The organism is Streptomyces sp. NPDC096176 (assembly GCF_044763255.1).
Lineage (GTDB): Bacteria > Actinomycetota > Actinomycetes > Streptomycetales > Streptomycetaceae > Streptomyces.
This window is the reverse complement of the sequence record NZ_JBIWFV010000020.1, coordinates 66,920-80,033: the sequence shown is the minus strand read 5'-3', so window position 1 is coordinate 80,033 and position 13,114 is coordinate 66,920. Positions and strand designations below refer to the sequence as shown.

General features: G+C 71.1%; 8 protein-coding genes. 3 read left to right on the top strand and 5 right to left on the bottom strand.

The features are described from left to right. The first annotated feature begins 889 nt into the window (after positions 1 to 889). Positions 890 to 1,927, top strand: a complete 1,038-nt coding sequence (locus ACIQ7Q_RS33570) for a lytic polysaccharide monooxygenase (RefSeq protein WP_403870775.1) — start codon at positions 890 to 892, stop codon at positions 1,925 to 1,927. 68 nt (positions 1,928 to 1,995) lie between these two features. Here the strand turns inward: ACIQ7Q_RS33570 and ACIQ7Q_RS33565 are convergent, their stop codons facing one another. The 5 genes from ACIQ7Q_RS33565 to ACIQ7Q_RS33545 all read right to left on the bottom strand — a co-directional run bounded on the left by ACIQ7Q_RS33565 (position 1,996) and on the right by ACIQ7Q_RS33545 (position 9,878). Continuing rightward, positions 1,996 to 2,865 (bottom strand): esterase/lipase family protein, encoded by an 870-nt coding sequence (locus tag ACIQ7Q_RS33565; protein WP_403870772.1) that lies wholly within the window; start codon positions 2,863 to 2,865, stop codon positions 1,996 to 1,998. A gap of 158 nt (positions 2,866 to 3,023) precedes the next feature. Further along, the gene (locus ACIQ7Q_RS33560; protein ID WP_403870769.1) at positions 3,024 to 4,004 is read right to left on the bottom strand and encodes a DNA polymerase thumb domain-containing protein; all 981 of its coding nucleotides are present in this window, start codon (positions 4,002 to 4,004) and stop codon (positions 3,024 to 3,026) included. Further along, complete coding sequence (locus ACIQ7Q_RS33555) at positions 4,001 to 7,447, bottom strand: DNA polymerase III subunit alpha (protein WP_403870765.1); 3,447 nt, start codon at positions 7,445 to 7,447, stop codon at positions 4,001 to 4,003. The genes ACIQ7Q_RS33560 and ACIQ7Q_RS33555 overlap by 4 nt, the downstream gene beginning before the upstream one ends. Before the next feature lie 395 nt (positions 7,448 to 7,842). Continuing rightward, complete coding sequence (locus ACIQ7Q_RS33550; RefSeq protein ID WP_403870762.1) at positions 7,843 to 8,418, bottom strand: pyridoxamine 5'-phosphate oxidase family protein; 576 nt, start codon at positions 8,416 to 8,418, stop codon at positions 7,843 to 7,845. A gap of 26 nt (positions 8,419 to 8,444) precedes the next feature. Further along, positions 8,445 to 9,878, bottom strand: a complete 1,434-nt coding sequence (locus ACIQ7Q_RS33545; RefSeq protein WP_403870796.1) for an MFS transporter — start codon at positions 9,876 to 9,878, stop codon at positions 8,445 to 8,447. 196 nt (positions 9,879 to 10,074) lie between these two features. Here ACIQ7Q_RS33545 and ACIQ7Q_RS33540 point away from each other — a divergent pair, with 196 nt between their 5' ends. Continuing rightward, on the top strand, positions 10,075 to 10,998 hold the full coding sequence (locus tag ACIQ7Q_RS33540) for a LysR family transcriptional regulator (RefSeq protein ID WP_403870759.1): 924 nt from the start codon (positions 10,075 to 10,077) through the stop codon (positions 10,996 to 10,998). Positions 10,999 to 11,618: 620 nt separating this feature from the next. Next, positions 11,619 to 12,674, top strand: coding sequence for a DUF3533 domain-containing protein (locus ACIQ7Q_RS33535; RefSeq protein WP_403870756.1), 1,056 nt, complete (start codon positions 11,619 to 11,621; stop codon positions 12,672 to 12,674). Positions 12,675 to 13,114 lie beyond the last annotated feature (440 nt).

The window sequence follows — 13,114 nt, the reverse complement described above, 5'->3', positions numbered from 1 at the left end:
CAGGTGCTCCAGCGTGCGGCTGGACAGATCGATCGATGACGGGTAGACAAGCACGCGAAGCTCCTGGCGGACACGGGTGATCTTGGTCGAGAACCTGTCTACCAGGAGCTTCGTCGTTCCGTACAACCCAAGCCCACCAACGCCCCCGCACTGCAGTCAGGTTGGAAAGGGCTCGGTAGCCGGGTTGTCCCCGCTGCTGCCGGGATGGGCATGGTCCGGCTCGGCAGCCACCGGGGACCAAACGGTGCAGTCCCTGGACAGCCATGGACTGCGTTGGAGCCAAACGAGCAGGTCAGTATCTCCGAGCCGAGGCCACAAGGGACCCGATCGCGTTCGGGACGAAGGGGTCGTGGGTTTGATCTTGCCGATTGCCCTAGCCTGAGCGCTGGGCAAGCCGACGGGAGCCGCGGGCACAACATGCGTATCACCCGGCGCCCAAATCAGGTGCGGCGTCAGCGGGGCAGCAGACCCCGATTCGTATGGCAGCCGCATCGGACAGACCTCAACCCCACCTATGTTCAGTCGCTCTCTTGCTGGCCCATGGGGAGCCAAGTGGGGAGCCAAACAGGGAGCCAAACGCAGCGGCACAAGGCGGATCGCCCTGGACGACCACGGACAGCCATGCCCCAAACCTCGTGGCCAGGCGTACGCGCTCCGCAGCCTTCCTGTGCTCCCCCTTACCCCTTCCTTAAAGGGGCCATAAAGATCGCCATCACCCCCTTACCGCAGGCGATTCAGCGGCCGCGAGCGGCTAGCTTGCTGATCGCCGGGGCCGGTTCGCGCAGTCGGCGCCGTGGGTCGAGAGGCCCGTAGTCCGCGGGGGGCTGTGCCGCCTGTTCGAGCCGCGCCCCGCGCCCTCCCCCATAGCCGTTTGAAGGAGAACGTCCCCATGACCGCTCGCCGCAAGGTCACCTCGGTCGCCGTACTCGGTCTCGCGCCGCTCGCGCTCGCCGGTCTCGCCAGTGCGCCGGCGTCCGCGCACGGTTCGATGACCGACCCGGTCAGCCGGATATCCGCCTGCTTCGCGGAAGGTCCGGAGAGCCCTGACTCGGCGGCGTGCAAGGCGCTGGTCGCGGCGGGCGGGACGCAGCCGCTGTACGACTGGAACGAGGTCAACATCGCCGACGCGGCCGGGAACCACAAGCAGTTGATCCCCGACGGCAAGCTGTGCAGCGCGGGCCGCGACAAGTACAAGGGGCTCGACCTGCCGCGTGCGGACTGGCCGTCCTCCCCGCTCGCGTCCGGGAACCACACGTTCCACTACAAGGCGACCGCGCCGCACAAGGGCTCCTTCGAGCTGTATCTCACGAAGGACGGTTACGACCCCACCAAGCCGCTGAAGTGGTCGGACCTGGAGGAGAAGCCGTTCGCCAAGGTCGCCGACCCGAAGCTGGAGAACGGGTCGTACGTCTTCGACGGCATCGTGCCGAACAAGTCCGGCCGGCACCTGATCTACTCGATCTGGCAGCGTTCCGACTCTCCCGAGGCGTTCTACACCTGCTCCGACGTGGTGTTCGGCAAGGACAACGGCGGCGGTGCACCGGCGCCCAAGGCGAGCGCCCCCTCCGAGCAGGACATCGAGGCCGGGGCCGACCAGTCCACCGTCGACCACGGCGGTCACGGCGGCGACGACCACAGCGAGCAGACGGGCGCCGCTCCCGCCGAGCAGTCGGCGGAGAAGCCCGACTCGGCGCCGGCCGAGCAGCCGGCCGACGGATCCGCGGACAACGCTCCCGAGGCGAAGAGCGCCGCGGAGCCCGCCACCGCCCCGAAGGCGTCGGGCGAGAACCTCGCGGAGACCGGCGGCGACAGCAGCACCACGTACATGGCGGTCGGCGGTGCGGCCGCGCTCGCGGTCGGTGCCGCGGCGCTGTTCGGTGCCGGCCGGCGCAGGACCGCGACGGCGGGCGGCCGCCACAGCCGCTGACCGGTCAGCACGAGGCTGCCCTCCGCTCGCTGCGAGCGGAGGGCAGCCTCATTCGTGGCTGGTGCGTGTCAGCCGAAGACCGACGCGCAGGTGGTGGGTTTCGCATGTGCCGGGTCGAGCGCGTTGGCCACCTCGTGGTAGGCGATCAGGTCGAACACGCCGATCGCCACATGCTCCGAGAGGTCGAGGGGACACAGGTCCTGGAGCAGTACGTTGCGGACGTTCGGCCCGCTCAGGTACTGCGAACGCCAGGGGGTGACCACCTCGTCGTAGCGGGTCGCGATGACGGTGTAGCGCACGCCGGGCACGGTGTCGCCGCCCGCGTTGAGTTCGGTGAGGAAGGCCGATCCGGCGACCTGGTCGGCAAGGGCGGGGGTGTGGGTGCCGAGCAGGTCCGCCGCTCCGGGGAAGTACGGCAGCAGCTTGGTGAACCCGTTCAAGGTGGTGCCGTGGTTGCTCGGCGCTATGCCGACCAGGGCGTTCACCTTGTCCGCCCCGCCCAGGAACTTCAGGTAGTAGCGCGGCATCATGCCGCCCTGGGAGTGGCCGACGAGGTCGGCCTCGGCGGCGCCGGTGGAGGCGAGCACCTTGTCGACGTAGGCATCGAGTTGCTGCGCCGATTTGTCGACGGGGCCGAGGCCGTGGAAGAAGGGCACGTCGGGGAGCTGCCCGTAGTCGAGGGAGAAGACGCAGTAGCCGCGTTTCACCAGGTACGGGGCGAGGACGAGCCAGTTGTCGACGGAGTTGCCGAGCGTTCCGTGGACGAGGACGACGGGGCGGGGGTGGGCGGCGGAGGGCTTGCAATTGTCGTCGTTCCAGCCACGGCTGGGCGCGGCGGCGGCGGATTCCGCGGTGGCGGTGGCGGCGGGGGTGAGGGCGACTGCCACTGCGAGCATGAGGGCCGACAGTGGTCTGAGCGCACGTTTCCAAGGCAGCATCGGTCGGTCTCCTTGCGGCTCAAGGGAGTTCGATGGCTGGATTTGCTGTGCTCACGACAACTTACGGGCGAGTAACCACGGCTGGGAAGTTACGCGTAGGCAAAGAACTGACTTTTCTTCAAGACATACGAAACGACCTGAGCGCAGGTCGGACCGCCTCAGGCCGCCAGAGACCCCGGCACGATCGCCCGCGGACCGAACTTCGCGCGAGCCCGGTCCGCCACCTCCTCGATGCGCCGTGCCCGCTCGTCGGCGGGGTCGAACGTCAGCTGCCGCGCCGCCCGTTCGGCCTCCGCCAGGCCCTCGGCCCGCAGCGACAGACCCCGCACCCTGGCCCGCTGCAGACCGAGCCCCTCATGGAGTCCGTACGCGGCGCCGGCGAGCGCCGCCGAGTGGGCGGTGGGCTCGCGCAGGGTGCGGGTGCGGGTGGTCGTGGACCGGTCGGCGTAACGGACGGTGAGCGTCAGCGACGTGCACACCTGGCGCTCACCGCGCATCCGCGCACCCAGCTCCTCCGCGAGCGAGAGCAGCGCCCGACGGTGCTCGTCCTGGTCCAACTCGTCGAGGCCGAAGGCCCGTTCGGCGGCCATCGACCGGGAGAGGGCGTTCGGGACGACCGGCGTGCGGTCGATGCCACGTGCCCGTTCCCACACCTCGCGTCCCGCCCGCGCGCCCAGGATCCGCTGGATCACGGCGAGCGGCGCGGCGGCGAGGCGGCCGACGGAGTCGAGTCCGTACGCGCACAGGGTGCGGGCTGTCGCCCGGCCCACCCCGTCGAGCGCGGTGACCGGCTTGCCGGCCAGGTAGGCGGCGGACTCCTCCTCCGTCACCACCAGGGTCGTACCGGGCGAGGCGTCGCACGCGGCCATCCTGGCGAGCATGGGCGACGGGCCGGCGCCGATCACGCAGTCCACGCCGCGGTGCGCGAGCGCCCGGACTCGCAGCAGCGAGGCGAGCCGGCCCGCGTCCCGCCCGAAGTACCGCTCGGCTCCCCCGACGTCGACGAGCGCCGCGTCGGGCGGCAGCGCCTGGACGACGGGGCTGATGTCCTCGGCCAGGGCGAGCAGCGCGGGCAGCGCGGCTTCGACGCCTGCCGCCTCGAGCGTCGGCTCCGGAAGGAAGCGCACATAGAGGATCATCCGGCGCTCCCCGGGCTCTGGTGCCACAACTTCCTCCCGCCCGGAGCCGGTTCACCGGCGGGCCTGAGGTCCGCCCACGGGTTCATCTCGTATCCCGTCGGCATCTTGATACGGCGGCCGTTGTCGCTCTCGTCGTCCTGCCGCGGTGCCGACTCCGCCAGGCGGGCGGCGACCGCGTCGAGGCCGCCGGTGCGCCGCAGCTCCACCAGCTCCGCCAGGTTCCAGGCGGCCGCGCCGACCACGCTGAGGCTGCGCGGTCCGCGCCGCTGCACCACTCCGCGCACCAGCAGCAGCCAGGAGTGGAAGACGGTGTGGGCGCAGGCGGCGTGGCTGTCGTCGAAGAAGGCGAGGTCGACCAGGCCGGTGCCGTCGTCGAGCGTGGTGAAGATGACCCGCCTGCCGGAGCGGATCGGCGGTGTCTGGGTGGCCGCCTTCGCGCCCGCGACCAGGACCGTGCGACCGTGCGCCGCGCCGCGCAGCCGCTGGGCGGAGAGCACGCCCAGCTCTGCCAGGAAGGCATGGTGATCCGCCATCAGATGGCGGGAGGCGTCCATGCCGAGCACACCGAGCTCGGCACTGAGGCGTTCGGCGTCCCCCAGGTCGGGTAGTCCGACGGGCGCGGTCTTCATGCCCTGGGCCAGCGGCAGCTGGCTGCCGTAGGACGCCGTTCCCCGCTGGGTGCGGTGGAGTTCGGCGAGATGCAGCAGCAGGTCGCGCCGGTTGGCTCCGAAGGCGTCGAGCGCGCCGACCTGGGCGAGCCGTTCGGCGACCGGCCGGCTGGGCCGGGCCCGCTGCCAGAAGTCCAGCAGCGAGGAGTACGGCTGCCCGGCCTCGATGCGGGCCGTTTCGGCCTCGCTGATGCCGTGGACGTCCGCGAGGGCGAGACGCAGCCCCCATCGCGCCGGCTCTCGGGCTCCCAGGACCCCTGCATCAGACACCAGTTCGATTCGATGAGCGGCGCCGGACCGGTTCACATCCAGCGGCAGCACCGGCACCCCGCGCCGTCGCGCGTCCGCAAGCAGCAGCCTCTTGGGATACATCCCGGGGTCGTGGGTGAGCAGCCCCGCGTAGAAGGCCGCCGGATGGTGCGCCTTGAGCCACGCGGACTGGTACGTCGGCACGGCGAACGCGACCGCGTGCGCCTTGCAGAAGCCGTACGACCCGAAGGCCTCGACGATCTCCCAGGTCCGGCCGATCACCTCGGGCGCATACCCCTTCTCTCCGGCGTTCTGCGCGAACCAGACCTTGATCTTCCCCTGCGACTCCGGGTCCGAGAGCCCGCGCCGCACCCGGTCGGCCTCGTCCCGACCGCAGCCGGTCATGATGTCCAGGATCTCGATGATCTGCTCGTGGAAGACCACGACTCCGTACGTCTCCCTCAGCGGCCCCTCCAGATCGGGGTGCGGATAGCGGGCGGGGGCGCGGCCGTGCCTGGCCTCGATGAACGGCCGCACCATGTCGGCCGCGACCGGGCCCGGCCGGAACAGCGAGATGTCGACGACCAGGTCGCCGAACGTCTCCGGCTGCAGCCGCCCCACCAGGTCGCGCTGGCCGGGCGACTCGATCTGGAAGCAGCCCAGCGTCTCGGTGGACTTGATCAGCCGGTACGTCTCCGGATCGCCGGGCGGTACGGCGTCGACGTCCACCTCTTCGCCGGTGGCCCGCCGCACCTCGGCGACCGCATGCGCCATCGCCGACTGCATCCGCACCCCGAGGACGTCGAGCTTGAGCAGCCCGAGCTCCTCCACGTCGTCCTTGTCGAACTGCGACATGGGGAAGCCCTCACCGCTGGTGGGCATCACCGGTGTGCGGGTGAGCAGCGAGGCGTCGGAAAGCAGCACGCCACACGGATGCATCGCGATCCCGCGGGGCAGCGCGTCCAGCGCCTCGACCAGCTCCCACAGCCGCTTCCGGCCCTTCAACTCCTCCGCGACGGAACGCAGTTCCGGAAGCTCGTCCAGGGCAGCGCGGGCGTCACGGGCCCGGATGTGCGGGAAGGACTTGGCGATCCTGTCGATCTCGGCCGGGTCCATGGACAGGGCCGCGCCCACGTCCCGTACGGCGTGGCGCACCCGGTAGGTCTCCGGCATGGCGACGGTCGCGACCCGCTCCTCTCCGAAGCGGCCGATGATCGCGCGGTAGACCTCGAGCCGGCGGGCGGACTCCACGTCGATGTCGATGTCGGGCAGGACGCGGCGCCGCTTGGACAGGAAGCGCTCCATCAGCAACCCGTGCTCGACCGGGTCGGCGTGCGCGATGCCGAGGAGGTGGTTGACCAGGGAACCGGCCCCGGAACCGCGTGCCGCGACCCGGATGCCCATCCCTCTGACATCGTCCACGACCTGAGCGACCGTCAGAAAGTAGGAGGCGAAGCCGTGATGGGCGACGATGTCCAGCTCATGGTGCATTCGCTCCCAGTACTCGCGCCGGTCGTCGTAACCGCGCAGCACCATTCCGGCCGCGGCCCGGGAGGCCAGCACCCGCTGTGCCGTGCGGTGCTCGGCGCCGACAAGGCCCGGCTCCGGGAAGTGGACGCTGCCGATCCCGAGATCGTCCTCGGGGTCGACCAGGCACTCGGCGGCCGTCTCCTCGGTCATGGCGAGCAGCCGGTGCGCGGTGTCGAGCCGGAAGCCGGCGGCCTGCGCGACCCGGTCGGCGAGGCCCGCCATCGCGGCCGGGCCCTTGAGCCAGCGCTCACCGCTGTCGAGGCCCTTGCGCGGGTCGATCGGCACCAGGCGGCGGGCCGCGTCGAGGACGTCGGCGACCGGGCCCTGGCCGGGGTCGGCGTACCGGACGGCGTTGGTCAGCACGGCCCGTACGCCCTGCTCGGCGGCGAGGCCGAGCGTACGGGCGGCGTGACGCAGCGAACCGGCGCCGGTGCCGTCCCGGCCGTGGTGCACGACCTCCAGGCGCAGCCGGTCGCCGTACCTCTCCCGCCAGGGGACGAGCAGCTTGGCGGCACGGTCGGGGCGGCCGGCGGCCAGCGCCCTGCCCACCTCGGAGCCCGGTCCGAGCAGCACGGTCAGCCCGTCGCCGTGGTTGTCGCCCCAGGGCAGCAGCGGGCTGCGGGGATCGTCCGCGTGGGCGGCTGTGATCATCCTGCACAGTTCGGCCCAGCCGCGCCGGTCACGGGCGAGGTAGAGGGTGCGGGGCGCGGACTCGTCGACGAACGCGCCGCCGCGCACCGGGGTACGGCGCCGCTCCGCGGCCCCCTCCTGCCGTTCGCGCTCCCCCACCGCGAGGTCCACCCCGAACAGCGGCCGGACACCCTCGTCGGCGCAGGCTTTGGTGAAGCGGACCGTGCCCGCGAGAGTGTCGCGGTCGGTCAGCGCGAGGGCGTCCATGCCACGCTCGGCGGCGCGCCCGGCCAGCCGCTCCGGGTGGGACGCTCCGTACCGCAGGGAGAACCCGGAAACGGTGTGCAGATGTGTGAAGCCTGACACCTGCACCTCCTGGATCAGTCGTTCTCACCTCCCCCACCTCCACCATAGACCAGTTTCGAACATGCGTACGACACATTGTTCGATGCCTGTTCGAGCGACGATCGGGGCTCCTCCCCGAGTCTCTGCACGGTGGTCCGCCGAGCCGCTACGCGGTGGCCCCCGGCCGTGGAGAAACGGTGCCCGTACGGCCGGGCAGTGTGCCCCGAAGCAGCATGCCGACCACCGCCACGGGCCGCGAGAACCGTCAGCGCCGGACCCACCGCGAGGCCGGCTCCCGCCCCGGACGGGGACTCGCCTCCCGGCCCCAGACGGCGGTCGGCCCAGCCATCGGGTACCTCCGATCTCATCATCGATCTTCACGTACAGGGCGGTCAGCAGCGTTTCCAGGTCATTTGTCACAGAACGATCTTGGATACCCTGTCCGCGTTCGCGGACGCACCGTCGGCATTCGGAGTGAAATCGCTCGTACAGGCGCCAGCCGCCGGCGCAGTGGCCGGCCGCCAGATCCTGCTGTGCAGATCCGAGCCCCGTACGAGCTGGATCCGCCAAGGTTCGATGCGGATCACGTGGTACTCGGGGTCCTCGGGGCCGCCCCGCCAGTAGTGGATCGGGTCGTATCCCACCCCGGGTGGGCCGCCCCTGAGACAGAGGTCCCAGGCGTGGTGCTTGGCGGCTTCGTCGTCGGCCCAGGTGGAGAGGGCGTCGACATGGACGGTGTTCTGTCGGGGGTTCCAGTAGGAGTACGTGGTGTGGGGACTGTGGGCCAGATGGGCCGTCTTGACGGGGGTCTTGTACGCCGCCAGCCAGCCGACGGGGAGGTCGTCGACGATCTCCCAAACGGGCAGCAGAACCCGGGCGCGGGGGCGGTTGTCTCGGTCGACGGTGATCATCGTGGCGTACTTGATGTCCCGGACGTAGCTGAAGAAGGTGTCCTGGAGGTCGGTGAAGGCGGCGACTTTGGTGGTGGGCACGGCGGGTGCTCCTTCCAGCGGGAGCGTCAGCGGGAGGTGGGGAGTTCGGTGGCCGGATGGTCGGCGGCGGTCGGCTCACCCGAGGTGATCACCGTGCGTCCGGTTCGCGAACGCACGCCGAAGGCACTGATGAGCGCGGCGAGCAGGGCCGCGGCGAGGGGCACCCACAGGGCCGCCCGGTAGCCGTCGAGGAGCGCGGCCGGTGCACTCGAGGCGGTGGCCGCTACGTTGACGGCCGTGGTCGCCGAGAGGCCGAGCGCAGCACCGAACTGGAAGGATGTGTAGAGGAGCCCACCGGCCAGGCCCTGTTCCTCCTCGTTGACGCCCTCGGTCGCGACGATCGTGAGCGGGCCGTAGGCGAGTGCGAAGGCGATGCCGAGGAGCAGCAGGCTGGGGAGCATCGCCAGGTAGGTCCAGTCGGCGCCGACCGGAAGGAAGAGGGCGTAGGACAGTGAGGCGATGAGCAGGCCGCCGAGGATCAGGCGTGCGTTGCCGAAGCGGGCCACCAATCTGGGGACGAGGACCGGCGAGAGGATCGCGTCGATGCCGATGACGATCATCGCGAAGCTGGTCTGCAGGGTGGACCAGTCGCGCAGTTCCTGGAGGTAGAGGACGACCAGGAACTGGAAGCCGAAGAAGCCCGCGGCGAAGAGGAGTCCGGCGAGGTTGGCGCGGACCAGGGCGGCATTGCGGAAGATACCGAGGCGGACCAGGGGGTTGGCCGAGCGGCGTTCGACGGCGAGGAAGGCGAGCAGTGCGGCGAGGCCCGCGCCCAGGGGGAGCACGGTCTGGGTGAGATCGGTGTGTGAGGCGCGCTCCACGCCCAGGACGATCAGCACGATCGCGGCGGTGACGGTGGAGCCGCCCGCCAGGTCGACGCTGTGGCCTGTGCGGTCGGGGCGCGGCGACTTGGGGACGAAGGTGAGCGTGGCGAGCAGGATCAGGGCGGAGAGCACCACCGGGGCGAAGAAGACCCAGCGCCAGCCGACCGCGGTGAGCAGACCGCCGACGACCAGACCGATGGAGAAGCCACCGGCCGCGGTGCCCGAGTAGAAGAGCAGCGCCTTGTTGCGCCGCGGGCCCTCTTCAAAGCTTGTGGTGATGATGGACAGGCCCGCCGGGGTCATGAAGGCGGCCGCGACTCCGGTGACGAACCGGGCCACGATCAGCATCCAGCCCTCGGTGGCGAATCCGCCCAGACCGGAGAAGACCAGGAAGACCGAGAGCCAGAAGACGAACATCTGCCGGCGCCCGAAGAGGTCGGCGGCACGTCCGCCGACCAGCATGAAGCCGCCGTATCCCAGGACGTATGCGCTCATCACCCACTGCAGCGCACCGGTGGACAGGCCGAGATCTGCTCGGATGGACGGCATTGCCACATTGAGCATGGCCACATCGATGCCCTCCAGGAAGATCGCGCCGCACAGGACGAGTAGGACGCCCCAGTCTCGGGCGCTCAGCGCTCCTGACGATGTCCGGGAATTCGTATGCTCGGTGCGCTGCGACGTCATGGCAGTTCCTCGCTGGGGGAAGAGAGTTGGGGCCGCCGTCCGGCGGCTCCTCCACCTTCGGCCCAGGCGATCGGGCGGAACAACGGCGATGATCGCAACGTTCGTTCAACCAGGCTTACCGATCCGCTCTGCCTGGGGGACCTCGATGGAACACGACGAACTGGAGTGCTTTCTCCTGCTCGCCGAGGAGTTGCACTTCGGTCGTACCGCCGACAAGATGCGGCTCTCCCGGGCCCGGGTGAGCCAGCTGGTGCAGCGGCTCGAACGCCGGGTCGGCGCCCCGCTGTTCACCCGCACCAGCCGCCGGGTCGCCCTCACCTCACTCGGCCGACAACTGCGCGCCGACCTCGCACCGCACCACCGCGCCATCGAGGACGCGCTCACACGGGCCGCCGCCATCGCACGCGGAATCGACACGGTGCTGCACGTCGGCTTCGCCAACCCACTGACCGGCGAGATCGTCATGAAGGCGACGGAGGCGTTGCAGACCAGCCATCCCGGGCTCGCCGTGGAGCTCTGCGAGGTGCCGCTGACCGACCCGTACGGGATGCTGCGCAAGGGAGACTTCGACGTCCAGCTTCAGGAGTTCCCAGTACGCGAGGACGACCTGGACGGCGGGCCCGCGCTGCTCACCGAAGAGAGGATTCTCGTGATCGGCTCGGCGCACCCGCTCTCCGCGCGGCACTCGGTGTCCCTGGAGGACCTGGCCGACGTCCCCCTCCTCACTATCGCGGGTGAGCTGCCGGACTACTGGCTGGAACACCACGTCCCCACCCGCACACCGGCCGGTCGGCCGATCGCCCGCGGCCCCGGCGTGACCAACATGCAGGAGGCCCTGATGCTGGTCACGGGCGGCAAGGGCGCGCTGCTCGCCCCCGCGCACACGGCCACGTACTACGCGCGCCCCGGTGTCGCCTACGTCCCCTTCACCGACGCCCAACCGATCAACTACGGCCTGGTGTGGCGGACCGGACGGGACACGGGACCGATCGAGGCCTTCGCCCAGACCGCCCGCGAGGTGGCGCGGGAGATGGCCCAGGGAGATCCGCGCAGTACGGTGCCGAGCTGAGCACCCAGTCCAGGGCCCCGACGCCGTAGAAGAACTCGTAGCGGCTCGGATCGTCCGGCAAAAAACAGCTGAAGCCCTCCAGGAGGATGACCGCGACCAGGTTGATGGTGATCACCGGGGCCCACCCGCGTTCCCAGACACACCGTCAGCATTCGGAATGACTCGTCCAGGGGTGGAGACGGAGAACGCCCTGCAGGAAGTAGGTGCCGGCGAACAGGGCGCCGATTGAGGCCCGCCGACGCGGCCACCAGGACCCCGAGCGCCGAAGCGACGGCCGCGGAGCCGAGCGCCTCCCCCGGCACCAGCGGGCTCCTGGCACGCCGCTCGTGCCGTACGAACGCACCACCGGCCGCCGCGGCCGGCGGCGAATCCCAACACGGCCGCCGCCCCGCCGGCCTCCGGCATGCCGACGAGCGTGTGCACCCGACAGGCGAGGGCCACCGCGAGCAGACACGCCCCGGACGGGGCGAACTCGGGCACGGATGCCTCGGCAGGCTCCGGATACCGTACGGCGAGGACGAGCAGCCCCATCACGAGCTCCGGTACGACATTGACCCCCGCTTGGCCCATTCGGCCCCGCCCCGCCTGCGCGGGCAGCGGGCGCCGTCGAGCGTTGGGCCATGACACGGACGGCGCAGACGACACAGACGGACGACGAATCGCGCAAGGGGCTCCGCCAGGAGATCAAGGACGCGGTGAGCGTGCGGGCTGCGGTCCTTGTCATCGGCGTGCTGGCGCTCCAGCTCGCGTTCATCACGTCGTACATCGGCGCCTTCCACCAGCCGAAGCCGCACCGGATCGCGGTCGCGGTCACGTCGCCCGACACCCAGATCGCCGACGAGGCGCTGTACCGCTTCGACCGGCTGCCGGGCGAACCGCTCGACCCGCGCACCGTCGGCGACGAGGCGAGCGCCCGCCGGCAGATCGCGGAACGGGAGATCGCCGGGGCGCTCGTCATCAACCCGCGCGGCACCAACGACCGGCTGCTGGTCGCCGGCGGCGCGGGCGGGGCGCTCGCACAGGCACTCACCGAGATCGTGACCCAGCTGGAGCAGTCGCAGGGCCGCACCGTGCGGGTCGTGGACGTGGTGCCCGGCGCGGCGGGCGACGCGCGCGGGCTCTCCGCGTTCTATCTGGTGGTCGGCTGGTGCGTGGGCGGCTATCTGTGCGCGGCGATCCTGGCGATCAGCGCGGGCGCCCGCCCCGCCAACGCGCACCGCGCCGTCATCCGGCTGGGCGCGCTGCTGCTGTACTCGGCCGCGGCCGGGCTGCTCGGCGCGGTGATCGCGAGCCCGGTCCTGGACGCGCTGCCGGGCAGCGTCTGGGCCCTGTGGGGGCTGGGCACGCTGGTGGTCTTCGCGGTCGGCGCGCTCACGCTGGCGCTGCAGGGGCTGGCCGGAATCGTCGGAATCGGCCTGGCGATCCTGCTGGTGGTCGTCCTCGGCAACCCGAGCGCCGGAGGCGCCTACCCGTATCCGCTGCTGCCGCCGTTCTGGCAGGCGATCGGCCCGGCGCTGCCGCCGGGCGCGGGCACGTACGCGGCACGCTCGATCGCGTACTTCCGGGGGAACGGAGCGGGCGGACCGATGCTGGTGCTCGCGGCGTGGGCGGTGGTCGGTGCGACGGTGACACTCGCGTGCGCGTGGCTGCGGAGGGGGCGGGCGACGGTGGCGTAGGCGGGGGCGCGCGGCGCCTGCGGCGGCCCTGCCCTGTCCCCTACCCGCCCCTTCCCGAACCGGGCTCCGCCCGGGCCCGATACCGCCCTGCGGGCGGTGTCCTCATCTCCCCCTACGGCCTCGCGGCCGTGGGAGGTGCCGCCGGACGGGCTGAAATTGCCGCTGCCGCGTCAATCCAGCCCCGTCGGCGGGGGCAACTCAGGCCCCGACAAGACCGCCACCCTCACCCCCGCCGGCAATTGAGGAGCCGGGCCCAGGACGGAGCCCTCCAACACCGCACGGAGCGCACTACCGGGACCCCTGAAACGCCCTTCAGACGGTCCCCCCGAACACCGGACAAGCTGACACAGCCACCCCCGCCGGCAATTGAAGCGCCGGGCCCGACGACAGACCCCCAACACCGCACGGAGAGCGCACTACCGGGACCCCTGAAACGCCCT

Coding starts and splice junctions, on each gene's coding strand:
- ACIQ7Q_RS33535 (WP_403870756.1), top strand. CDS start 11,619: ATGACACGGACGGCGCAGACGACACAGACGGACGACGAATCGCGCAAG.
- ACIQ7Q_RS33540 (WP_403870759.1), top strand. CDS start 10,075: ATGGAACACGACGAACTGGAGTGCTTTCTCCTGCTCGCCGAGGAGTTG.
- ACIQ7Q_RS33560 (WP_403870769.1), bottom strand. CDS start 4,004: ATGATCCTCTATGTGCGCTTCCTTCCGGAGCCGACGCTCGAGGCGGCA.
- ACIQ7Q_RS33565 (WP_403870772.1), bottom strand. CDS start 2,865: ATGCTGCCTTGGAAACGTGCGCTCAGACCACTGTCGGCCCTCATGCTC.
- ACIQ7Q_RS33570 (WP_403870775.1), top strand. CDS start 890: ATGACCGCTCGCCGCAAGGTCACCTCGGTCGCCGTACTCGGTCTCGCG.